Source organism: Lederbergia citrisecunda, assembly GCF_018343695.1.
Classification (GTDB): domain Bacteria; phylum Bacillota; class Bacilli; order Bacillales; family Bacillaceae_C; genus Lederbergia; species Lederbergia citrisecunda.
In genome coordinates, this window is the sequence record NZ_JAGYPJ010000001.1 from 3,703,698 (window position 1) to 3,728,344 (window position 24,647).

Here is a 24,647-nt window from a genome sequence, read left to right on the forward strand (position 1 = left end):
TAAAGGTCACCAATTCTATGATTGACATCCTTAGCCCTACTTATTTCGACTTGAAGGTCATCAATCCAATCTTGGGGCCAACCATTGTTACATATTTATAATATAGGGTACAATTTCACTTTATGGTTATTAATTAGATGGAATATGCTCGAGAGTATTCTTTATAAGATAGAAAACATATTAAATATGGAAACTTTTCAAAAACCACGAAAAATGAAAGATACATACTATTTAACGATATGTAAGCCCGTGTCGTCACTTAGTTAAAGTAATAAATCCGATCAATCAATCCCCCGCGTTAAAAAAAATCCAACGAAATATTCTTATCAGCAGATTCGCTTATTACCTCTTTTTCATCAATACATAATTATTCCATTGTAAAACGTAACTAGTATAAATATTTTTTAATTAAAGTAATACAATCAGTGGTTTTGTTTTTTCTCCTGCGGATAAAATAATGTTTAGAATAGACAATTGCATTCTATACATATTGTCTTGTATAATTAAGTCAAATATAGTCAAAGTCAAGCTGCATTGCAAGGAGGTGCTTGTTGATGCGGAATATATCCGATGTAATTGAAAGTTATTTAAAAAAAGTGCTGGAATTAAGCGGCTCGGAAATTGTTGAGATTAAAAGAAGTGAAATTGCCGATAAATTTCAATGTGTTCCTTCCCAAATAAATTACGTAATCAATACTCGCTTTACGATTGAAAGAGGGTATATGGTAGAAAGTAAAAGAGGGGGAGGCGGTTATATTCGGATAACCAAGGTAAGAACACATACTAAAGCTCATCTTATTGATCAGCTGAAAGTGCTTGTTGGAAGGAAAATTTCCCAAACAAATGCACATGATATTATTTTTCGGCTTTTAGAAGAGAGAGTTATAACTGAAAGAGAAGCGAAATTAATGCTAAGCGTAGTCGACAGATCTGTCATTTATCTTGATTTACCCGAACGGGATGAGATGAGAGCGAGAGTTATGAAGGCGATGCTCCAAGCGATTAAATACGAATAAAGGTAAGGTGAAGGTGATGATATGCCAAGAATGTAAAGAAAGACCTGCAACGATGCATTTTACAAAGGTTGTAAATGGTGAAAAGACTACGATTCAACTTTGTGAAAAATGTGCCCAAGAAAAAGGCGAGCTATTTATGATTGATGGGGCCGGGGGTTTTTCATTTAACGACTTACTTGCAGGACTTTTAAATTTTGATCCTTCATTTCAACAGGCAAAATCACAACCTTCTCCATCTGAAGAAATTGTCCATTGTGAAGAATGTAAAATGACTTTTCAGCAATTTATAAATATAGGCAGATTTGGATGTGCTAATTGCTATAACGCATTTAAGAATCATATGGTGCCAATTTTGAGACGGCTTCATAGCGGCAATATCAAACATGGTGGAAAGGTTCCAAAAAGGATAGGCGGATCTATCCATATAAAGCAGCAAGTTCAATTACTAAAAGAAGAGCTTCGTTCCTTAATTGTACAGGAAGAATTTGAAAAAGCCGCCGAAATACGTGACCAAATACGTTCCCTCGAAAATACGATGTTGGATGAGGAGGGGAAACAATGAATCTAGAAAGATTTCTTAATAAAGCGGTTAGCTCGTGGATGAGTGCGGAAGGTCCTGATTCTGATATTATTCTAAGTTCCCGAATACGTCTTGCCAGAAATTTTCGCAATTATAAATTTCCTACATTGTTTAGTAATGACGAAGCAAGGGAAATTATTACTCAGCTTAAGGGCTTACTGAATTCCGGTTTATTCGATTCCTACGGAGCAATGGAGTTTTTAGAAGTAGAAGACTTAAAATCATTGCAAAAAAGAGTACTAGTAGAAAAACATTTGATTAGTCCTCGCCTCGCAGAAAATGCTTCTCACGGTGCTTTTATATTATCCGAAAATGAAGATATTAGTATCATGGTTAATGAAGAAGACCATATAAGAATTCAATGCTTATATCCTGGACTGCAAATTAATGAAGCTCTAAAGAGAGCCAATGAAATTGATGATTTATTAGAGGAAAAGGTAGACTATGCCTTTGATGAGGACTTTGGTTATTTAACAAGTTGTCCAACGAATGTGGGAACTGGATTAAGGGCCTCTGTGATGGTTCATCTTCCAGGGTTAATTTTAACTAGACAAATGAATCGCATCATTCCTGCAATTAATCAACTTGGCCTCGTTGTAAGAGGGATTTATGGTGAAGGAAGCGAAGCGCTGGGCAACATTTTTCAAATATCGAACCAAATTACACTTGGAAAATCTGAAGAGGATATTGTGGGAGATCTAACGAGTGTCGTCCAACAGATTATTGCGCAAGAAAGGTCAGCAAGGGAAGCATTAGTAAAAACATCGAACATACAATTAGAGGATAGAGTATTTCGATCTTATGGAATTTTAGCGAACAGCCGTGTAATTGAAACAAAAGAGGCTGCAGAATGTTTATCAGATGTTAGATTGGGCATAGATACAGGGTATATAAAACATTTATCAAGAAATATCCTCAATGAATTAATGATTTTAACACAGCCTGGATTTTTACAACAATATGCTGGCGGGCCTCTCCGTCCGGCTGAACGTGATATTAAAAGAGCAACATTTATTCGAGAGCGATTAAAACTTGAAGAGAAAGATAGTTAGGAGGAGAGTCGTATGATGTTTGGGCGATTTACTGAAAGAGCACAGAAGGTATTAGCGTTGTCGCAAGAGGAAGCAGTTCGTCTTGGACACAGCAATATCGGAACGGAACATATTTTGCTTGGTCTTGTGAGGGAAGGCGAAGGCATCGCCGCCAAAGCGTTGTATGGTCTTGCACTAGGACCAGAAAAAATCCAAAAAGAAGTAGAGAATTTAATTGGACGTGGTCAAGATACCTCGCAAAATATTCACTATACACCGAGAGCAAAAAAAGTAATTGAGCTATCTATGGATGAGGCCCGAAAACTTGGCCATTCCTATGTAGGGACAGAACATATTCTTTTAGGTTTAATTCGTGAGGGTGAAGGCGTGGCAGCCCGTGTTTTAAATAATTTAGGAGTGAGCCTAAATAAAGCACGTCAGCAAGTGCTTCAGCTATTAGGAAGCAACGAAGCGAATAGTCACGGTGGTAGTTCATCAAGTGCAAGTACTCCAACGTTAGACGGACTTGCACGTGATTTAACTGCCATTGCTAGAGAAGGAAGCTTAGATCCTGTTATTGGTCGAAATAAAGAAATTCAAAGGGTCATTGAAGTATTAAGCAGACGTACGAAAAATAATCCTGTTCTCATTGGTGAGCCTGGGGTTGGTAAAACGGCGATTGCAGAAGGACTGGCGCAACAGATTATTCATAATGAAGTTCCAGAGATTTTACGTGATAAACGAGTAATGACGCTAGACATGGGAACTGTTGTAGCGGGAACTAAATACCGTGGAGAATTTGAAGATCGCTTGAAGAAAGTAATGGATGAGATTCGCCAAGCGGGAAATATCATTCTCTTTATTGATGAGCTTCATACATTGATTGGTGCCGGTGGAGCAGAAGGTGCAATTGATGCCTCCAATATTTTAAAACCATCTTTAGCACGTGGAGAATTGCAATGTATTGGTGCGACTACACTTGATGAATATCGAAAATATATTGAAAAAGATGCGGCATTAGAACGTCGTTTCCAGCCAATTCAGGTCGATGAGCCGACAGTTGAGGAATCGATTCAAATTTTAGAAGGGCTGCGTGATCGTTACGAGGCACATCATCGCGTTTCGATTACCGATGAAGCAATTGAAGCGGCTGTAAAATTATCCGACCGATATATATCCGACCGTTTTTTACCTGATAAAGCGATTGATTTAATTGATGAAGCAGGTTCGAAAGTACGACTTCGTTCATATACAACTCCTCCAAACTTAAAAGAGCTTGAAGTGAAACTTGAGACGATTCGAAAAGAAAAAGATGCAGCTGTTCAAAGTCAGGAGTTTGAAAAAGCGGCCTCTCTTCGCGATTCGGAGCAACGTCTTCGCGAGGAGCTGGAAGAAACGAAAAAAACGTGGAAAGAAAAACAAGGTCAGGAAAACAGCGAAGTCACGGTCGATGATATTGCTCACGTCGTTTCAAGCTGGACTAGAATTCCAGTTTCCAAGCTGGCAGCAACAGAAACTGAAAAGCTGCTCAACTTAGAAGAAATTTTACATTCAAGGGTTATTGGTCAGGAAGAAGCGGTAAAATCAGTGGCGAAAGCTGTGCGTAGAGCAAGGGCAGGTCTAAAAGATCCAAAGCGACCAATTGGTTCATTCATATTCTTAGGTCCTACAGGGGTTGGTAAGACTGAGCTTGCAAGAGCCTTGGCAGAAGCAATGTTTGGCGATGAAGATGCAATGATTCGCATTGATATGTCAGAATACATGGAGAAACATTCAACTTCAAGACTTGTCGGTTCTCCTCCAGGTTATGTCGGTTTTGAAGAAGGCGGACAATTAACTGAAAAAGTAAGAAGGAAGCCATATTCTGTTATTTTACTTGATGAAATTGAGAAGGCTCATCCTGACGTATTCAATATTTTATTGCAAGTTTTAGAAGATGGTCGCTTAACTGATTCAAAAGGAAGAACAGTCGACTTTAGAAATACTGTGTTAATTTTAACTTCAAACGTTGGAGCAGAATCTCTAAAACGTAATAAATATGTTGGCTTCAGCATTCAAGATGGGGAACAAGATTATAAGGATATGAAGAGTAAAGTAATGGAAGAATTGAAAAAAGCCTTCCGTCCTGAATTCCTAAATCGTATTGATGAAATTATCGTATTCCATGCTCTTGAAAAGCCACACTTAAAGGAAATTGTTTCATTGATGGCAGAAACATTAATGAAGCGATTAAAAGAGCAGGAAATGGATCTAGAGTTAACCGAGGCAGCGAAAGATAAAATCACCGATGAGGGATTTGATCCTGAATACGGAGCTCGTCCGCTTAGAAGGGCCATTCAAAAATTCATTGAAGATCGTTTATCCGAAGAATTATTGAAAGGCAATATTGCTACAGGACAACATATATTGATTGATGTAGAAAATGGAGAGTTCACTGTAAAAGCAACTGAAAAATCTATGTCATAATTGAAAACTTCAAGCAGAAGGTTATTTTGCTGAAGCAAAAAACCTGGGTACACTGTTTTTATGTGTACCCAGTTCGTTTCTATCATGGTATATTTGTCAAAAGGCTCTGCCGCTTTTCTAAACGTAAAGAAACTATATATATTTTGTAGTGTCAGCTCCAGCGCCTATCGACTAGTAAACATCTTGTCCTTCTTCCTACGATAAGTCAACATAGATTCGCCTTATTAGGCTCATCGTGTTTCCTTTATCTCAATCGAAAGCCCCGATTTTCGTACGTCGATGAACAAGGCGCTTCCGCTTTTATATATGAGGGGAGAAAAAGATGGCGAAGAAAAAAACAAAATTTATGTGTCAATCTTGTGGGTATGAATCGGCCAAATGGATGGGAAGGTGTCCTGGCTGTGGGGAATGGAATCAAATGGTGGAAGAAGTAGATATAATCGGGAAACAACCGAGACGATCATTTCAACATACCTCTTCTGAAGAACTTTCCAAAGCATCTCCTATCACTTCCATTGAAACCAAAAATGAACCGCGCGTAACGACACAATTGAAAGAATTAAACCGTGTACTTGGTGGAGGAGTTGTACCAGGGTCTCTTATACTAATTGGCGGCGATCCGGGAATTGGTAAATCCACCTTACTTTTGCAAGTTTCCGCTCAGTTAGCAGCAGTAAATCCAAAAGTCCTCTATATTTCTGGTGAAGAATCAGTCAAACAAACAAAACTCAGAGCGGATCGATTAAATGTTTCATCTCCAGAACTATATATATATGCAGAAACAAATTTAGAATTGATTCACCAAACCATAGAAAATATTTCACCTAAATTTGTAGTGATAGATTCCATTCAAACCGTCTATCATCCTGAGGTCACATCCGCTCCAGGAAGTGTTTCTCAGGTTAGAGAATGTACGGCAGAACTGATGCGAATTGCCAAAACAAAAGGAATTGCTATTTTTATCGTTGGCCATGTAACAAAAGAAGGTGCGATTGCAGGACCACGTTTATTAGAACATATGGTGGATACTGTCCTCTATTTTGAAGGTGAGCGACACCATACATATAGAATCCTTCGGGCTGTAAAAAATCGCTTTGGCTCCACAAATGAAATGGGAATATTTGAAATGAAGGAATCGGGCTTAGAAGAGGTGGAAAACCCATCAGAGATATTCCTAGAGGAAAGATCGAAAGGCACCTCGGGTTCCACTGTCGTAGCTTCTATGGAAGGGACACGCCCTGTTTTGGTGGAAATTCAAGCTCTTGTTTCACCAACTAGCTTTGGCAATCCTAGGAGAATGGCTACCGGTATTGATCATAACCGGGTTTCATTAATTATGGCTGTTTTAGAAAAACGAGTAGGCTTATTATTGCAAAACCAAGATGCCTATTTAAAAGTAGCAGGTGGAGTCAAGCTTGATGAACCAGCGATTGACCTAGCTGTAGCAACAAGCATCGCATCAAGTTTCCGTGACAAACAAACAAGAGCAACGGATTGCATTATTGGTGAAGTAGGATTAACAGGTGAAGTTCGTCGTGTATCCAGAATTGAACAACGTGTTCAGGAAGCGGCAAAGCTAGGGTTCGAAAGGGTAATTATACCTTCTAATAATATAGGAGGCTGGAAAGTCCCTAATGGAATTGAGATTATTGGTGTTAACACTGTAGGAGAAGCACTTCAGCATGCATTTTCATAGAAAGTGACAAGAATCGTTTCCATCTACTCAACATCAATTTCTACATTGTTTTAGGTTCAAATGGGATTGCCAACTTATTGTTATTCAATTCTTGTAGTCGCTATGTTGAGTCAAGTGTGCTTTTTCCTATCAATTCTTAATATGCTCATTTTTATTATGTACAAGTTGATTGGAGCGGAGGTTGGGAGACTTCTTCGGGAAAAATAGAATAAGTGAGCCTTTCCCGCACTGAGATATAGGCTCGTTCGCTAGACGCTAGGAGTCGTAGCAAAACAACGAGTAAAGCGCCAAGGAGTCACATACCTCCAGGGGGAAAAGACCGCAGTGGAATCGACATACAATATACAAAGTCTTTTATAAAGAATGGTCTTTTGTCCTATGCTAAAATTGACATTAATATATAAAATTGCTACCTTTTGGTGAAGGAGATTTTTTACAAATAATGTTATATTAAAATGAGAACTTATATTGTATTAAGAATCAATCATTTTTCAACTAGAATAAGGTCTTTATTATTTGCAAGCCCACGGTTTTAAAGCAAGTTAATTGTTAATAATTAGAAGGAGGAGGTGAAGGAGTGTATGTTAAAAAGAATTGTGCAAGCATGTTTTTTGCTACTTGGTGGGACTTTAGGGATTTTTCTGATTCCTGAACTATTAAAATTGGTAAAGTTGGATAGCGTAGCGTTGATCAATAATCCGTATATTACCGCTATCATAGGTGCAATTATTTTTTATTTATTAACTTTTTGGGCTGTTGATTTTATTGTCAATGGAGTAAAGTGGCTGGAAGATAGGCTTGTAAAAGCTCCTATCACAGATATTTTATTTGGTAGTCTTGGTCTCATTTTCGGTCTGATCGTTGCATTTTTAGCAGGCTTGGCCATTAATCAAATGGAAATTCCTATCATCAATACGTACGTTCCGATATTGTTGACTTTATTGCTAGGGTATTTAGGATTCCAAGTGGGCTTTAAAAAGCGTGATGAACTTACGAGTCTTTTTTCTATCAATCGCGGTGGAAAAAAACGAGGAGCAGATGGTGTAGAACCTGAAAAAGAGACTGCCTCCAAACGGTTAAAAATACTAGATACAAGCGTCATTATAGATGGTAGGGTTGCAGATATTTGCCAAACTGGATTTTTGGATGGGATTATTGTCATTCCTCAATTTGTCCTTGAGGAGCTTCAGCATATTGCAGATTCGTCAGATGCATTGAAGCGGAACAGGGGTAGAAGGGGTCTTGATATCCTTAATCGTATTCAAAAAGAAATTGATGTACAAGTTGAAATGTATGAAATTGATTTTGAGGATATCCAAGAGGTAGACAGTAAACTGGTTAAGCTTGCTAAGCTAACAGATGGGACCGTAGTAACGAATGATTATAATTTAAATAAAGTATGTGAGTTTCAAAATGTACATGTTTTGAATATTAATGACCTAGCCAATGCAGTGAAACCTGTTGTTCTTCCTGGAGAAGAGTTAAATGTTCAAGTGATAAAGGATGGAAAAGAATATAACCAAGGAGTCGCTTATTTGGACGACGGAACGATGATTGTCGTAGAAGAAGGCAGGAATTATATTGGCAAACGCATTGATGTAGTCGTGACTAGCGTTCTGCAAACGTCTGCTGGGCGTATGATTTTTGCTAAGCCGAAGTTATTGGAAAAGGCCTTATAAAGATTGAATGAGAATAGGGGAAAAGCAATGAATTATCAAGTGATTATTCCGGCAGCAGGGTCTGGTAAAAGAATGGGTGCGGGATATAATAAACTATTGATGAACTTGGCAGGAAGACCCATCATTCTTCACACACTTGATGTTTTTGAAACAGATCCTAATTGTAGTCGAATCATCCTTGTCATACATTCGGCTGATGAACCATTTTTTACTGAAATTAAAAGTCGCTATACGAAGATTTACATCGTTTATGGCGGTAACGAGCGGCAATATAGTGTTTTTAATGGATTGAAAGCTGCCGAGGCAGAAGGAATCATTCTTGTTCATGATGGAGCTCGACCTTTTATTCGACCCGAAACCATATCACGTCTCGTACAGTCTGCGAGAGAGTGTGGGGCGGCTATAGCGGCTGTTCCGGTCAAGGATACGATCAAAAAAGTAATAGACCTCGAAGTCATTGAAACGGTAGACCGATCCAGCTTGTGGCAGGTGCAAACCCCACAAGCTTTTCGTTTTTCCGTGTTGGAGAGCGCCCATGAACAAGCACAAAAAGAGCAGTATTTAGGGACAGATGAAGCGTCGCTAGTAGAGAAAATCGGACATACGGTGAAAATTGTCGAAAGTGACTATGATAACATTAAATTGACAACGCCAGAGGATCTCTACTTTGCTGAGGCGATTATCAAGAAACGAAACAGATGAATAATAGCATAGACCTGTCCTAAGGATGAAAGGAGAATGAATGTATGTTTAGAGTTGGGCAAGGCTTTGATGTGCATGAATTTGCTGAAGGCCGACCATTAATAATAGGCGGAATAGAGATACCTTATGATAAAGGATTGATAGGGCATTCCGATGCAGATGTGCTTTTACATACAGTTGCAGACGCATGTCTTGGAGCAATCGGAGAGGGAGATATTGGGAGGCATTTTCCTGATACGGACCCAGAGTATAAAGATGCAGATTCCGCCAAGCTTTTGGCTCACGTATGGAATCTTGTAAAAGAACGTGGCTATTCTCTCGTTAATATTGATTGTACAATTATGGCGCAAAAGCCGAAAATGGCGCCCCATATTGATAAAATGAAAGAGCGGATAGCGGAGCTTTTAGAGGCTGATCCATCTCAGGTTAATGTAAAGGCCACAACAACGGAGCGCCTAGGATTTGTGGGACGTGAAGAAGGCATTGCGACCCAGGCTGTGATATTAATAGAGAAAAAATAATGAGGTCACCCGCCGGAGAAATTTTGTCACTACGTTAATTGGAGCGGAAATCAACTTACATAGTTTAAAACCAACAACTTTAATCATCGTTCAAATTATTGTAAAATAAAAAGACCGTGATTTTGAATGGAGGCAAGAAAATGTCAAATGACATTAGAGTGCGCTATGCGCCAAGTCCAACAGGCCATCTGCACATTGGAAATGCGCGTACTGCATTATTTAATTATTTATTCGCACGTAATATGGGTGGAACATTCCTTATTCGAATTGAAGATACAGATTTAAAGCGAAATATTGAAGGTGGCGAAGAGAGTCAGCTTAAGTACTTAAAATGGCTTGGAATCGATTGGGATGAAAGTGTGGATAAGGACGGAGGATATGGCCCTTACCGACAATCGGAACGTGTTGCCATTTACAAAGAATATTACGATCAGCTTTTAGATCGTGAACTAGCCTATAAATGTTACTGTACCGAAGAAGAATTAGAGAAGGAACGTGAAGCACAAATTGCCCGCAGTGAGATGCCTCGCTATTCCGGGAAATGTGCTCATCTTTCCAAAGAAGAGCAAGATGCATTAGAAGCAGAAGGAAGAATACCGAGCATCCGCTTTAGAGTACCAGCTGGGAAAGTCTATGCATTCAAAGATATGGTGAAGGATGATGTTTCCTTTGAATCTGACGGTATTGGTGACTTTGTCATAGTAAAAAAAGATGGCATCCCAACGTATAATTTCGCTGTAGCCATCGATGACTATCTAATGAAAATTAGCCATGTTCTTCGTGGCGATGACCATATTTCCAATACACCAAAACAATTGATGATTTTTGAAGCATTTGATTGGGAACCTCCTACTTATGGACATATGACACTTATTGTTAACGAAAGCCGCAAAAAGTTGAGTAAGCGCGACGAATCCATTATTCAATTTATTGAGCAATACGCTGAACTAGGGTATTTACCTGAAGCGCTGTTTAATTTCATTGCTTTGCTTGGCTGGTCACCTCAAGGAGAAGAGGAAATTTTTTCAAAAGATGAGTTCATTAAGATTTTCGATGCAAATAGACTATCGAAGTCCCCAGCATTATTCGACAAGCAAAAGCTTGCTTGGATGAATAATCAATATATGAAAAAACTTGATCTAGACGAAGTGGTTGCTCTTGCACTACCTCATCTTGTAAAAGCAGGACTTGTTAGTGAACAGTTAAATCAAGAAGAGGAAAAATGGGCTAGAGATTTAGTTGCTCTATATCAAGATCAAATGAGCTACGGAGCTGAAATCGTAGAGCTATCAAGCATGTTCTTCAAAGATGAAATCGAATATGATGAAGAGGCAAAAGCTGTTTTGGAAGAGGAGCAGGTACCTGAAGTATTGAGTGCATTTTATGACGAAGTCGATGCCCTTTCACCTTTCGAAGCGGATGGTATTAAGCAAGCAATAAAAGCTGTCCAAAAATCGACTGGGCATAAAGGGAAAAAATTATTTATGCCTATACGTGTAGCAGTTACGGGTCAAACACATGGACCAGAGCTTCCTAACGCAATAGAATTATTAGGCAAAGAAAAAATTAAAAAGCGACTAGAGCGTTTGAAGGGTTAACAATTAGATAAAAATATAATATATTAAGGTTAGAATGTTCAAAAAGACCAGTTTATCCTCCTTTTTGAACAAGCATTTATAATCAAAACGTTGAAGAGGAAAAGTAAAAAAATGATGCTGTTCAGAGAGTACCGCCATCGGCTGAGAGCGGGACCAGCTACTCGTTTTTTGAAGTGCGCCTCTGAGTCCTAATCCGAACAGGGAAACTAAGTAGGTGCAGGCGGTAGTCTTGCCGTTATCAAGAAGGAGCTGGGGCGCCCGCTTTCTAATGGAAGCAGTGCCCAACCAGAGTGGAACCGCGCTAAAGGCGTCTCTGAATATTCTCAGAGGCGTCTTTTTTTTTTACGAAGAAAATTGTATTTGGGAATTCTGTAAAAGCTTTCTGCGCATATTGACTCTTGCCATTTTCTTTCAATAATTCGACGGCTTAGAAGTTCGTACAATGTTGAACAAGTCGCTTGCGCTTTTCTAATTAAGGGGGTGTCTATCAGTATGTTTAAAAGAATGAAAGAAGATATAGAGACTGTATTCGATCAGGACCCTGCTGCACGCAATAGTCTAGAGGTTATCCTAACATATTCCGGCTTGCATGCAATTTGGGCTCATCGAATCGCACATGCTTTATATAAGAGAAAAATGTATTTTACTGCGAGAGTCATATCGCAAATTAATCGCTTTTTTACAGGTATTGAGATTCATCCTGGAGCGGTCATCGGAAGACGTTTCTTCATAGACCACGGGATGGGTGTTGTTATTGGAGAAACGTGCGAGATCGGTAATAATGTGACCGTTTATCAAGGAGTAACCCTTGGAGGAACCGGGAAAGAAAAAGGTAAACGACACCCAACGATTGAGGATAATGCTCTCATCGCAACAGGTGCCAAGGTGCTTGGAAATATTACAATAGGGAAAAATTCAAAAGTAGGGGCAGGCTCCGTCGTGTTAAAAGATGTACCTCCCCATTCCACTGTGGTTGGCATACCAGGAAGAGTCGTTGTCCGGGACGGAGTAAGACTTAAAGATTTGAATCATTGTGATTTGCCTGATCCAATTTCAGATAAATGTACAGATATGGAAAAAAAGATCTCTCAATTGCATGAAGAAATCTCTCAATTACGGAAGGAAAACTCGAAAGGAGTCTCGATTGATGGCCATTAAAATTTACAATACACTAACTCGAAAAAAAGAAGATTTTATACCTTTAGAAGAAGGAAAGGTAAAGATGTATGTATGCGGTCCGACCGTCTATAACTATATTCATATCGGAAACGCAAGACCACCTATCGTATTCGACACAGTACGCCGCTATTTGGAGTATCGAGGATATGATGTAAATTTTGTATCTAATTTTACAGATGTGGACGATAAGCTTATTAAAGCGGCCGCAGAGCTTGGCACTGACGTACCGACAGTTGCGGAACGATTCATTAATGCATTTTATGAAGATGTATCGGCGCTTGGCTGCAAGAGAGCAGACCTTCATCCGCGTGTAACAGAAAATATGGATATCATTATTGAATTCATTGAAACCTTAGTTGAAAAAGGGTTTGCTTATGAATCAAATGGAGATGTTTATTATAGAACAAGACGTTTTGACGGGTACGGAAAGCTTTCCCACCAATCGGTAGATGATTTAAAAATAGGAGCTCGTATTCAAGCTGGTGAAAAGAAAGAAGACGCACTTGATTTTACATTATGGAAAGCAGCAAAAGAAGGAGAAATTTTTTGGGATAGTCCGTGGGGCGAGGGAAGACCGGGCTGGCATATTGAGTGCTCCGCTATGGCTCGAAAATACTTGGGCGATACGATTGATATACATGCGGGCGGGCAAGATTTAACTTTTCCACATCATGAAAATGAAATTGCCCAATCAGAAGCGCTGACTGGCAAAACATTCGCTCGATATTGGATGCATAATGGATATATCAATATCGATAATGAAAAAATGTCGAAGTCGTTAGGAAACTTTGTACTCGTTCACGATATTTTAAAATCCGTAGATCCACAAGTATTAAGGTTCTTTATGTTAGCTGTACATTATCGTAATCCGATCAACTTTACAGATGAATTGTTACGAAATGCTGGAGCGGGTCTTGAAAGATTAAAAACGTCTTATCAAAACTTAAAACATCGTCTGGATGTAAGTGCTAATTTGACAACGAATAATGATGAATGGCTGCAAAAAATTTCTGATTTAAAGAGTGACTTTGTCAAAGAAATGGACGATGATTTTAATACAGCGGATGGAATCTCGATTCTATTTGAGCTTGCGAAACAAGCGAATTATTATTTAATGGAAGAAAATACATCCGTTAAAGTTATAGAATCATTCATGAATGCATTTGAAGAATTATTCTCTGTTTTAGGCTTACAATTGGAAACGATAGAGCTGCTCGACGAAGAGATCGACAAATTAATTCAAGAACGTTTAGAAGCAAGAAAAAATCGCAACTTCCAACGTGCTGATCAAATTCGTGATCAATTAAAAGAAATGGACATTATTCTTGAAGACACACCACAAGGGACAAGATGGAAACGGGGATAAACAATATGAATTTGCCTGAAAAAGAAGTAGACTACAAGCAATTAAATAGCTTAGCTCTCGCTTATATCGGTGATGCTGTATATGATGTATTTATCAGGCATTACCTTTTACTTAATGGTAAAACAAAGCCTCATCGGCTTCACCGAGAAGCGACCCGTTTCGTTTCAGCCAAAGCGCAGTCTCGAATTTTGAAGAAAATGGTAGAAGAAAATTTTTTAAATGAAGAAGAAATGAATGTCATGAAGCGCGGAAGAAATGCGAAATCTGGGACAACCCCTAAAAATACGGATGTCCTCACCTACCGCCATAGCACCGCTTTTGAAGCAGTAATTGGCTGGGTATATTTAGCAAACGACCGTAATCGACTTAACGATATCATTAATGAGGCAATTAATAAGATTGAAACCGGGGGAGTGGGAACAGCATGAGTCAAGAGTGGATTGCGGGAAAAAATCCTGTTATTGAAGCGTTGAAATCAGACCGGGATATTAATAAAATCTGGATTGCTGAAGGATCTCAAAAAGGACAAATGCAAGTGATTGTAAAACTTGCAAAAGAACGCAATGTTTTAGTTCAATACGTTCCTAAGCAAAAGATTGAACAGAATACGAAAGAGAACCATCAAGGCGTCATTGCTCAAGTCGCCGCATATCAATATGCTGAAATTGACGATTTATTTGCAAATGCCTCCAAAAAGGGAGAAGATCCATTTTTCCTAATTTTAGATGAGCTGGAAGATCCTCATAATTTAGGTTCTATATTACGTACGGCTGATGCGGCCGGGGTTCACGGCATCATTATTCCAAAGCGAAGGGCAGTGGGCCTGACCGCTACGGTCGCGAAGCTCTCAACGGGAGCCATCGAATATATCCCCGTTGCACGTGTGACGAACATCGCAAGAACCATCGATGAATTGAAAGAACGTGGTATTTGGGTGTATGGAACTGACGCTAAAGGAAGTCAAGATTATCGCAGGATGGATGCCAAAATGCCGCTTGCCATCGTCATTGGAAGTGAAGGTAAAGGGATTGGGCGATTAATCAGGGAAAAATGTGACTTTTTAATCCATTTGCCAATGTCGGGACATGTTACATCACTGAATGCTTCAGTAGCGGCTGCTTTACTTATGTATGAAGTTCATCGTAAACGGAATCCAATCGAGGGCTGACGAAATGGATATCCTTATTGTCGATGGCTATAATATCATCGGTGCTTGGGCCGAGCTGATTGAATTAAAGAAGAAGGACCTTGCTGCTGCAAGGGATCGGCTAATTGAGATAATGGCTGATTATCAAGGCTATACTGGCTATAAAGTCATTGTCGTGTTTGATGCCTATGAAGTAAAGGGAGTTGAAAAAAAGTATCGCAAACATAAAATTGACGTCATTTTTACGAAAGCCGAAGAAACGGCAGATGAGCGAATCGAAAAATTAGCAAGGGAATTAAGTAATATTCGAACGCAAATTCATGTTGCAACTTCAGATTACACGGAACAATGGGCAATTTTTGGACAAGGGGCTCTTAGAATTTCCGCCCGGGAGTTATTGATTGAAGTTGAAGCCATTGATCGAAAGATAGGAAAACGGCTTGAAAGTACAAGAGAAAAACTTCCAGTATCGAAGATCCCATTAAGTGATGAAGTTGCAGCAATTTTCGAAAAATGGCGACGCGGGGAGAAATGACTAGTTGACGCTAGAAAATTCTGTCATGTATAATAGTTTTATCTATGGTTTTGAGGGTGGGGGGATACGGTGATTTCAAATATCAGACTAGATGACGACATCAGATATGATTTATTAGAAGATGAAGAATTGATCGAACTGATTCATGAAGGAGAAAGTGAAGCACTAGATTACCTCATTAAAAAATACCGCAATTTTGTTAGAGTGAAAGCCCGCTCGTATTTTTTAATTGGAGCTGATAAAGAAGACATCGTGCAAGAAGGCATGATCGGTCTTTATAAAGCCATTCGAGACTTTAAAGAAGATAAGCTTTCATCATTTAAAGCTTTTGCCGAGCTTTGCATCACAAGACAAATTATCACTGCAATCAAAACAGCCACCCGACAAAAACACATCCCACTGAATTCCTATGTTTCTTTGGACAAGCCTATCTATGACGAAGAATCAGATCGTACATTAATGGATGTGATCTCTGGTGCAAAGATTCTTGATCCTGAGGAACTCTTAATTAATAGAGAAAAACTAAATAATATCGAAGAAAAGGTAATGGAATTATTAAGCGATTTGGAAAGAAAAGTGTTAGCGCTTTATCTTGACGGGCGATCATATCAGGAGATATCTGATGAACTTGATCGTCACGTGAAATCAATTGATAACGCTTTACAAAGAGTTAAGAGAAAGCTAGAGCGCTACTTGGAACTTCGAGAATTGAGCATCTAAATTCAAAACCTTTTATTGACAGAAAGAAACTTCCGTGATATTTTTTATTAGATAATTGGGAGAGCAGGTGCTGCAAGTGAAGAAGAAAGTTGCATTAGTCTGTGCAGTGTGTGGCTCGCGCAATTATGTGACGGATAAGAATAAAGAAGATGCTACACGACTAGAATTAAAGAAATTCTGCAAAAGTTGTAACGCTCATACAATTCACAAAGAAACAAAATAGCATACATCCACATATAAGAGGATGTTCAAAAAGTCCGGTAAAAATGACACGGCGAATTTCTTCGTTGGCTCGTTTCTCCGCTGCTCATGTATCTAAAAGCATACATTCCGCTGCTCGAAACTGCGCCTCCTCGAACTTCTTGGTCTTTTTTATCCTCCTTTTTGAACACGCTCAATAAGCAGCTATTTACTTGGAGGTACGATCATGTCAAGCTTAACCCAATTCATTCGCAACGTTAGCTCGGAGATGAGAAAAGTAAGTTGGCCTAGACGGAAGGAACTTACCGGCTATACGATTACAGTTGTAGCAACAGTCACGATCCTTGCATTATTTTTTGCGGGAGTCGACCTAATTATCTCTAAAACAATTCGTTTTGTTCTCGGATTATAACTTCGTATTTTACCTTGGGACTTGTATAACCTACACTTTCTCATGGTATAATGAAAAATATAGATACAGAGTATTAGAGCCCGGTCAACGGGTTTTTTCATTTGGTGAAAATATTAATGTGTGCAGGGAGGGAAGGACATAGAGTCCTAATAAATGGAAAAGAACTGGTATGTTGTCCATACATATTCTGGCTATGAAAATAAGGTCAAAGCGAACCTCGAAAAGCGTGTAGAGTCTATGGGCATGCAAGATAAAATTTTCCGAGTGATCGTACCTGAAGACGAGGAAACGGATTTCAAAAATGGTAAAAAGAAACTCGTGAAAAGAAAGGTTTTCCCAGGCTATGTATTAGTCGAGATTATTATGACAGATGATTCTTGGTATGTTGTGCGTAATACACCAGGAGTAACAGGGTTTGTAGGATCTTCAGGATCGGGCTCAAAGCCAACGCCATTATTACCTGAAGAAATTTCTTTTATCCTTAAGCGTATGGGATTGGAAGAAAAACGTATTGATGTGCAGTTTGAACAGGGTGAAACTGTAACGGTGAAAGAAGGTCCGTTTGCGAATTTCACTGGTAAAATTGAAGATATGGACCAAACTAAAGGAAAAGCAAGAGTTATGGTTAATATGTTTGGTCGGGAAACGCCTGTTGAATTAGATTTCACTCAAATTGAGAAATTATAATTTGAAACAACTTGAAATCTATTGTGAAAAGTGATAATATCTTCTAGGTCAGTATGCTTCTAATTGGAGAACTGATTAACATTTAGTATCTTATATTTTGATATGATGAGTGGGAGGGTGAAAACCCATTTACCACATCACGGACTTAAGGAGGTGTGTCTCGTGGCTAAAAAAGTAATTAAACTTGTAAAATTACAAATTCCTGCGGGCAAAGCGAATCCAGCTCCACCAGTTGGACCAGCACTAGGTCAAGCAGGTGTAAATATCATGGGATTCTGTAAGGAGTTTAATGCTCGTACAGCAGATCAAGCTGGTTTAATTATTCCAGTTGAAATCACGGTATTTGAAGACCGTTCTTTTACATTCATTACAAAAACTCCACCTGCTGCAGTTTTACTTAAAAAAGCAGCTGGTATCGAGTCTGGTTCTGGTGAACCAAATAAAAAGTCAGTTGCGACTGTAAAACGCGATAAAGTACGCGAAATCGCTGAAACAAAAATGCCAGACCTAAATGCAGCTAGCGTTGAAGCGGCTATGCTTATGGTTGAAGGCACTGCGCGCAGCATGGGTATCAAAATCGAAGACTGATTTTGATTTGTAAGAAAGGTTGTTGATAGAGGGAGGCTGCTTTTCAGCCTTCCTCTATTCGTGGGAGGTCACATTCCGCTAAAACCACATTATAGGAGGAAATTTTAATGGCTAAAAAAGGCAAAAAGTATGTAGAAGCTTTGAAGCAAGTTGACCGTTCAAAAGCTTATTCAATCGATGAAGCAATTGAACTTGTGAAAAAAGTTGACTATGCAAAATTTGATTCAACAGTTGAAGCAGCTTTCCGTTTAGGCGTAGATCCTAAAAAAGCAGACCAACAAATCCGTGGTGCAGTTGTACTTCCAAATGGTACAGGTAAAACTCAACGCGTGTTGGTATTTGCTAAAGGTGAAAAGCTTAAAGAAGCAGAAGCTGCGGGTGCTGATTACGTAGGAGATTCTGAATACATTAATAAAATCAACCAAGGTTGGTTTGAATTTGATGTAATCGTTGCTACTCCGGATATGATGGGTGAAGTTGGTAAACTTGGTCGTACACTTGGACCAAAAGGTTTAATGCCAAACCCTAAAACAGGTACAGTTACATTTGATGTAGCAAAAGCTGTTAACGAAATTAAAGCTGGTAAAGTTGAATACCGTGTAGACAGAGCGGGTATTATTCACGTTCCTATCGGAAAAGTTTCTTTCGATCAAGAGAAGCTTGTTGAAAACTTTGCTACTATTTTCGATACATTGTTAAAAGTGAAGCCATCTGCTGCAAAAGGAACTTACATGAAGAACGTTACAGTTACTTCAACAATGGGACCTGGCGTAAAAGTTGATCCTTCTTCAGTATAAAAAATAGTTGACTATCAGTGCTTAATCTGATAGAATACAGATTGTTGAAAATTTAATCATTTGTACCGTAGACAGTAGGTGCTGTTATAGCTTAATTTCCTGCCGAGGTCATTGCGATATATAATCAATCTATTTGAATGATTGACGCGTGAAACCTCCATGTCTATATGGAGGTTTTTGTGTATGGTATAAATGTCCATCTGGTAATTAGGAGGTGTAAGGATGAGCAAAGTAATTGAGCAAAAGAAACAAGTTGTACAAGAAATTTCTGAGAAATTCAAAACAAGCGTTTCTACAGTGGTTGTTGATTACCGTGGTTTGTCAGTTGCACAAGTAACTGAGCTTCGTAAACAACTTCGTGAAGCAGGTGTTGAATTTAAAGTTTACAAAAACTCAATGACACGCCGTGCTGCAGAATTTGCTGAACTAGCTGGTTTAAATGAAGCTTTGACAGGACCAAACGCAATCGCATTCAGTACTGATGACGTTGTAGCTCCTGCAAAAATATTAAACGACTTTGCGAAAAAGAATGAGGCACTTGAAATCAAAGCAGGTGTGATCGAAGGAAACATTGCAACTGCTGAAGAAGTTAAGGCGCTTGCAGAACTTCCATCTCGCGAAGGATTGCTTTCTATGTTGCTTAGCGTTCTACAAGCTCCTATTCGTAACTTGGCACTTGCAACTAAAGCTGTTGCAGACCAAAAAGAAGAGCAAAGCGCGTAATTTAGGAAATCTAATATAAAAAACTAATAATATTAACGGAGGAAACAAATCATGACTAAAGAACAAATCATTGAAGCTGTCAAATCTATGACGGTTCTTGAATTAAACGATCTTGTTAAAGCAATTGAAGAAGAATTTGGCGTAACTGCTGCTGCTCCTGTAGCTGTAGTTGGCGGTGCTGCTGGTGGCGAAGCTGCTGCAGAACAAACTGAGTTTGATGTAGTACTTGCTAGCGCTGGTGCACAAAAAATTAAAGTTATCAAAGTTGTACGCGAACTTACAGGCCTTGGCTTGAAAGAAGCGAAAGAACTTGTTGATAACGCTCCTAAAGCACTTAAAGAAGGCGCATCTAAAGAAGAAGCAGAAGAAATCAAAGCTAAACTTGAAGAAGTTGGAGCTAGCGTCGAAGTTAAGTAATCATCCAGAAAATAAAAAGCTCGCTGCTTTTAAAGCGGGCTTTTTTTCGCTAATTTTTATAAGTCTTTTTTATTGAATGGCTTTGTTAAAACTAAATGTTAGTATCGGTAATCAAAATTCGAGTTTTAACAATGCTTATTGAGTTAGGGGTTCAAAGGAGGTCATCGCTTGGTTGAACATTATTATTCGCGTGAACCTGAAGTAGCTAGTGATCCGAAGTTTTGGAATGTAGAGTTACGGAATCATACATTTCGGTTTAAAACGGATCAAGGTGTTTTTTCTAAAGGCGAAGTGGACTTTGGATCACGATTATTAATAGATACATTTGAACCTCCGGGAATTGCCGGTCCTATATTGGATGTAGGGTGCGGATATGGGCCGATTGGCTTAAGCGTTGCAAAGGATTTTCAGGATCGGTTGGTTCATATGATAGATGTGAATCAAAGGGCGATTGCGCTGGCAAAAGAAAATGCTGATAGAAACGATATCGATAATGTAGATATTTATGAAAGTGATCGACTTGCTAGTGTGAGTGAGGAAAACTTTGCGGCAATTTTAACAAATCCACCTATTCGTGCTGGAAAGGAAGTCGTTCATGCTATTTTTGAACATAGCTTCCATCATTTAGGACCTGAAGGAGAGTTATGGGTGGTCATCCAAAAGAAGCAAGGAGCTCCGTCTGCGATGGCAAAGCTTGAGGAGTTATTTGGTAATGTAGAGACGTTGGCAAAAAAGAAAGGCTATTACATTTTAAAAGCAATAAAATATTGACTTGTAAGTAGTCTTGTGGTAGCATTGTAAAATGCGAATATAGTGTTTTCTAATCTTTTGTCAATTTCATAATAAATTGTATGGAAGTTGGCAAAGTTGGAAAAGATTATAAAATAATAGTTCGTCATGTGAAAAATGTGGTTTTCAAAGCAAAACCATTTTTCTTTTTGTTCTATGATACACCATTTTCTCTGGTTTTTCCAGAAAAAAAATGCAATCATTAAAACGCATGATTTGAGGGGTGAATCAGTTGACAGGTCAACTAGTTCAGTACGGACGGCACAGAAAGCGCAGAAGCTTTGCGCGAATCAGCGAAGTATTGGAGCTGCCGAATCTAATCGAAATCCAATCTTCATCCTACCAATGGTTTCTTGATGAGGGCCTAAAGGAAATGTTCCAAGACATCTCCCCAATCGAGGATTTTGCAGGAAATCTTTCATTGGAATTTATTGATTACAGTCTTGGAGAACCCAAATATTCTGTAGAAGAATCAAAAGAGCGAGATGCAACTTATTCCGCTCCACTTAGGGTTAAGCTTCGTCTTGTTAACAAAGAAACAGGTGAAGTGAAAGACCAAGATGTATTTATGGGTGATTTCCCGTTAATGACAGAAATGGGTACTTTTATAATAAATGGTGCCGAGCGCGTAATTGTTTCGCAGCTTGTTCGTTCTCCGAGTGTTTACTATAACGGTAAGCTCGATAAGAACGGTAAAAAAGGTTTTACAGCTACAGTCATCCCAAATCGTGGTGCATGGCTAGAGTATGAAACAGATGCCAAAGATGTAGTATATGTACGCATCGATCGTACAAGGAAATTGCCAGTTACGGTTCTTTTACGAGCATTGGGATTTGGTTCTGATCAAGAAATCATCGATATAATTGGTGACAATGAATATCTCCGTAATACTCTTGAAAAAGACAATACGGAAAGCATTGAAAAAGCATTGCTCGAAATTTATGAGCGCCTTCGTCCTGGTGAACCTCCTACGGTGGAAAATGCAAAAAGTTTGCTAGTATCCAGGTTCTTTGATCCAAAACGATATGATCTTGCTAGTGTTGGACGTTATAAAATTAATAAAAAACTCCATATTAAAAATCGTCTTTTTGGACAACGTTTGGCTGAAACGCTAGCCGATCCAGAAACAGGGGAAATTATTGCAGAAGAAGGTACAGTGCTTGACCGCCGTAATTTGGATAAAATCATCTCTAATTTAGAAAATGGTACGGGTTTTAAAACGTATCATCAACATGGGGGAGTATTAGATGGTGATATTGTTGTTCAATCCATCAAAATTTACGCACCTCACGATGATGAGGATAAGGTCATCAATGTAATCGGAAATGCTTATGTTGAGGAAGCTATCAAAAATATTACACCTGCTGATATTATCGCATCTATAAGCTACTTCTTTAATTTGCTCTACGAAGTAGGAGACACTGATGATATCGATCACCTCGGTAATCGTCGTCTTCGTTCTGTAGGCGAATTGTTGCAAAACCAGTTTAGAATCGGTTTATCGCGTATGGAGCGTGTCGTTAGAGAACGTATGTCCATCCAAGACATTAACACGATCACTCCACAGCAGTTGATTAATATTCGCCCAGTCATCGCATCTATTAAAGAATTTTTCGGTAGTTCACAGCTATCTCAATTCATGGACCAAACAAATCCGCTTGCGGAGTTAACTCATAAACGACGCCTTTCCGCACTTGGACCTGGTGGATTAACACGTGAACGAGCAGGCTTTGAAGTCCGTGACGTTCACTATTCTCACTACGGTCGGATGTGTCCAATTGAAACTCCAGAGGGTCCGAATATCGGTTTGATCAACTCTTTATCCAGCTTCGCCAAAGTAAATCGTTTTGGATTTATTGAAACACCATATCGTCGCGTTGATCCTGAAACAGGGTTAGTTACGGCCCGAATCGATTACTTAACTGCGGATGAAGAAGATAATTATGTTGTTGCCCAAGCGAATTCTCCCCTTACTGAAGAAGGCGGGTTCTTAAACGATGAAGTCGTTGCTCGTTTCCGTGGTGAAAACACTGTCGTAAGAAGAGAAAGGATTGACTACATGGATGTTTCGCCGAAACAAGTTGTTTCTGCTGCAACAGCCTGTATTCCATTCTTGGAGAACGACGACTCGAACCGTGCCCTAATGGGAGCGAACATGCAGCGTCAAGCTGTTCCACTTATGCAGCCAGAAGCTCCTCTTGTAGGAACTGGTATGGAATACGTATCAGCGAAAGATTCAGGGGCAGCAGTAATCTGTAAGCATGATGGAATCGTTGAGCATGTTGAATCCCGTGAAGTATGGGTTCGTAATATTAAAGAAGTTGACGGTCAAGAAGTGAAGGGTGACCTTCGTAAATATCGCATGCAAAAGTTTATTCGCTCTAACCAAGGAACATGCTACAACCAGCGTCCAATCGTTAGTGTTGGAGATCGAGTGTCTAAAGGAGAAATCTTAGGCGATGGTCCTTCAATGGATAAAGGTGAATTGGCTCTTGGAAGAAACGTCCTAGTCGCATTTATGACATGGGAAGGATATAACTATGAAGATGCGATTATCATGAGTGAACGCCTTGTAAAGGACGATGTGTATACATCTATTCATATTGAAGAATATGAATCCGAAGCCCGTGATACAAAGCTTGGACCGGAAGAAATGACACGCGATATTCCAAACGTGGGAGAAGATGCATTACGCAATTTAGATGAACGTGGAATTATCCGTATCGGTGCAGAAGTAAAAGATGGAGATTTACTCGTTGGTAAAGTAACTCCTAAAGGTGTAACGGAACTGACAGCAGAGGAACGTCTACTTCATGCAATCTTTGGAGAAAAAGCTCGTGAAGTCCGTGATACTTCACTTCGCGTACCACACGGTGGTGGCGGAATCGTGCTTGATGTTAAAGTATTCAACCGTGAAGATGGAGATGAACTACCTCCGGGAGTAAATCAACTCGTTCGCGTTTATATTGTTCAAAAGCGGAAAATTTCTGAAGGGGATAAGATGGCAGGACGCCATGGAAACAAAGGGGTTATTTCCCGTATCCTCCCTGAAGAAGATATGCCGTATATGCCAGACGGAACTCCAGTCGATGTAATGCTTAACCCGCTTGGGGTACCATCCCGTATGAATATCGGGCAAGTACTCGAGCTTCATTTGGGTATGGCTGCTAGAAGTCTAGGTCTTCACATGGCATCACCAGTTTTTGATGGTGCTACTGAAGAAGACGTCTGGGAAACGATTGAAGAGGCAGGAATGGCAAGCGACGCAAAAACAGTCCTTTATGATGGCAGAACGGGAGAAGCTTTTGATAACCGTGTATCTGTAGGTATCATGTATATGATCAAACTTGCGCACATGGTTGACGATAAGCTACACGCTCGCTCTACAGGTCCTTACTCACTTGTTACTCAGCAGCCGCTTGGTGGTAAGGCGCAATTTGGTGGACAGCGTTTTGGAGAAATGGAAGTTTGGGCACTTGAAGCATACGGTGCAGCTTACACTCTTCAAGAAATCCTTACAGTTAAATCGGACGATGTTGTTGGTCGTGTGAAAACATATGAAGCCATTGTAAAAGGCGAAAATGTTCCTGAACCAGGAGTGCCTGAATCATTTAAAGTATTAATCAAAGAACTTCAAAGTCTTGGTATGGATGTCAAAATCCTATCAGGTGATGAAAAAGAAATAGAAATGCGTGATCTGGATGATGAAGATGATGTCAACCAGGCTGATACACTGAATATTGCTCCAGATGCTAAAGTAGAAGAAACGGTGGCATCACATGAGTAATTCCTTGAAA

Annotated in this window: 24 protein-coding genes and 2 other annotated features; all 24 genes read left to right on the top strand. The window is 39.4% G+C overall.

The window, feature by feature from the left end:
• Positions 1-554: 554 nt before the first annotated feature.
• A complete protein-coding gene (locus tag KHA93_RS18030) occupies positions 555-1,016 on the top strand; it encodes a CtsR family transcriptional regulator (RefSeq protein WP_213111976.1) in 462 nt (153 codons plus the stop codon).
• A gap of 16 nt (positions 1,017-1,032) precedes the next feature.
• The gene (gene mcsA, locus KHA93_RS18035) at positions 1,033-1,578 is read left to right on the top strand and encodes a protein-arginine kinase activator protein McsA (protein WP_213111977.1); all 546 of its coding nucleotides are present in this window, start codon (positions 1,033-1,035) and stop codon (positions 1,576-1,578) included.
• Entirely contained in the window at positions 1,575-2,648 is a 1,074-nt protein-coding gene (gene mcsB / locus KHA93_RS18040) for a protein-arginine kinase McsB (RefSeq protein ID WP_213111978.1), read from the top strand. Before mcsA ends, mcsB begins: the two co-directional genes overlap by 4 nt.
• Positions 2,649-2,660: 12 nt before the next feature.
• Entirely contained in the window at positions 2,661-5,093 is a 2,433-nt protein-coding gene (clpC, locus tag KHA93_RS18045) for an ATP-dependent protease ATP-binding subunit ClpC (protein WP_213111979.1), read from the top strand.
• Positions 5,094-5,415: 322 nt separating this feature from the next.
• Positions 5,416-6,789, top strand: a complete 1,374-nt coding sequence (gene radA, locus KHA93_RS18050; RefSeq protein ID WP_213111980.1) for a DNA repair protein RadA — start codon at positions 5,416-5,418, stop codon at positions 6,787-6,789.
• Positions 6,790-7,370: 581 nt separating this feature from the next.
• The gene (locus tag KHA93_RS18055) at positions 7,371-8,468 is read left to right on the top strand and encodes a PIN/TRAM domain-containing protein (protein ID WP_213111981.1); all 1,098 of its coding nucleotides are present in this window, start codon (positions 7,371-7,373) and stop codon (positions 8,466-8,468) included.
• A gap of 27 nt (positions 8,469-8,495) precedes the next feature.
• Complete coding sequence (gene ispD, locus KHA93_RS18060; RefSeq protein ID WP_213111982.1) at positions 8,496-9,170, top strand: 2-C-methyl-D-erythritol 4-phosphate cytidylyltransferase; 675 nt, start codon at positions 8,496-8,498, stop codon at positions 9,168-9,170.
• A gap of 44 nt (positions 9,171-9,214) precedes the next feature.
• Positions 9,215-9,691 carry a 2-C-methyl-D-erythritol 2,4-cyclodiphosphate synthase gene (gene ispF / locus KHA93_RS18065; protein ID WP_213111983.1) on the top strand — a complete coding sequence of 159 codons (477 nt, stop codon included), beginning with the start codon at positions 9,215-9,217 and terminating at the stop codon, positions 9,689-9,691.
• 140 nt (positions 9,692-9,831) lie between these two features.
• On the top strand, positions 9,832-11,289 hold the full coding sequence (gltX, locus tag KHA93_RS18070; protein WP_213111984.1) for a glutamate--tRNA ligase: 1,458 nt from the start codon (positions 9,832-9,834) through the stop codon (positions 11,287-11,289).
• An 81-nt stretch (positions 11,290-11,370) separates the two neighbouring features.
• Positions 11,371-11,607, top strand: a binding site (T-box leader).
• A gap of 174 nt (positions 11,608-11,781) precedes the next feature.
• Positions 11,782-12,447, top strand: a complete 666-nt coding sequence (gene cysE / locus KHA93_RS18075) for a serine O-acetyltransferase (RefSeq protein WP_213111985.1) — start codon at positions 11,782-11,784, stop codon at positions 12,445-12,447.
• On the top strand, positions 12,437-13,834 hold the full coding sequence (gene cysS, locus KHA93_RS18080) for a cysteine--tRNA ligase (RefSeq protein WP_213111986.1): 1,398 nt from the start codon (positions 12,437-12,439) through the stop codon (positions 13,832-13,834). The genes cysE and cysS overlap by 11 nt, the downstream gene beginning before the upstream one ends.
• Positions 13,835-13,839: 5 nt before the next feature.
• Positions 13,840-14,262: a Mini-ribonuclease 3 gene (locus KHA93_RS18085; protein ID WP_213111987.1), complete on the top strand. Its 423-nt coding sequence runs from the start codon at positions 13,840-13,842 to the stop codon at positions 14,260-14,262.
• On the top strand, positions 14,259-15,002 hold the full coding sequence (rlmB, locus tag KHA93_RS18090) for a 23S rRNA (guanosine(2251)-2'-O)-methyltransferase RlmB (protein ID WP_213111988.1): 744 nt from the start codon (positions 14,259-14,261) through the stop codon (positions 15,000-15,002). The genes KHA93_RS18085 and rlmB overlap by 4 nt, the downstream gene beginning before the upstream one ends.
• Before the next feature lie 4 nt (positions 15,003-15,006).
• Positions 15,007-15,516, top strand: a complete 510-nt coding sequence (locus KHA93_RS18095; RefSeq protein ID WP_213113024.1) for an NYN domain-containing protein — start codon at positions 15,007-15,009, stop codon at positions 15,514-15,516.
• 69 nt (positions 15,517-15,585) lie between these two features.
• A complete protein-coding gene (sigH, locus tag KHA93_RS18100; protein ID WP_213111989.1) occupies positions 15,586-16,236 on the top strand; it encodes an RNA polymerase sporulation sigma factor SigH in 651 nt (216 codons plus the stop codon).
• A gap of 76 nt (positions 16,237-16,312) precedes the next feature.
• On the top strand, positions 16,313-16,459 hold the full coding sequence (gene rpmG, locus KHA93_RS18105) for a 50S ribosomal protein L33 (RefSeq protein ID WP_213113025.1): 147 nt from the start codon (positions 16,313-16,315) through the stop codon (positions 16,457-16,459).
• 204 nt (positions 16,460-16,663) lie between these two features.
• A complete protein-coding gene (gene secE / locus KHA93_RS18110; protein WP_213111990.1) occupies positions 16,664-16,849 on the top strand; it encodes a preprotein translocase subunit SecE in 186 nt (61 codons plus the stop codon).
• Between the two features lie 153 nt (positions 16,850-17,002).
• A complete protein-coding gene (nusG, locus tag KHA93_RS18115; RefSeq protein WP_213111991.1) occupies positions 17,003-17,536 on the top strand; it encodes a transcription termination/antitermination protein NusG in 534 nt (177 codons plus the stop codon).
• A 162-nt stretch (positions 17,537-17,698) separates the two neighbouring features.
• Positions 17,699-18,124, top strand: coding sequence for a 50S ribosomal protein L11 (gene rplK / locus KHA93_RS18120; protein WP_213111992.1), 426 nt, complete (start codon positions 17,699-17,701; stop codon positions 18,122-18,124).
• Between the two features lie 107 nt (positions 18,125-18,231).
• Positions 18,232-18,921, top strand: coding sequence for a 50S ribosomal protein L1 (rplA, locus tag KHA93_RS18125; RefSeq protein ID WP_213111993.1), 690 nt, complete (start codon positions 18,232-18,234; stop codon positions 18,919-18,921).
• Positions 18,922-18,968: 47 nt separating this feature from the next.
• Positions 18,969-19,110 (top strand) — a sequence feature (ribosomal protein L10 leader region).
• A gap of 33 nt (positions 19,111-19,143) precedes the next feature.
• Positions 19,144-19,644: a 50S ribosomal protein L10 gene (gene rplJ, locus KHA93_RS18130; RefSeq protein ID WP_213111994.1), complete on the top strand. Its 501-nt coding sequence runs from the start codon at positions 19,144-19,146 to the stop codon at positions 19,642-19,644.
• A gap of 51 nt (positions 19,645-19,695) precedes the next feature.
• A complete protein-coding gene (gene rplL, locus KHA93_RS18135; RefSeq protein ID WP_213111995.1) occupies positions 19,696-20,061 on the top strand; it encodes a 50S ribosomal protein L7/L12 in 366 nt (121 codons plus the stop codon).
• Positions 20,062-20,229: 168 nt separating this feature from the next.
• On the top strand, positions 20,230-20,832 hold the full coding sequence (locus KHA93_RS18140; RefSeq protein ID WP_213111996.1) for a class I SAM-dependent methyltransferase: 603 nt from the start codon (positions 20,230-20,232) through the stop codon (positions 20,830-20,832).
• A 250-nt stretch (positions 20,833-21,082) separates the two neighbouring features.
• Complete coding sequence (gene rpoB, locus KHA93_RS18145) at positions 21,083-24,637, top strand: DNA-directed RNA polymerase subunit beta (RefSeq protein ID WP_213111997.1); 3,555 nt, start codon at positions 21,083-21,085, stop codon at positions 24,635-24,637.
• The last annotated feature ends 10 nt before the right edge of the window (positions 24,638-24,647 follow it).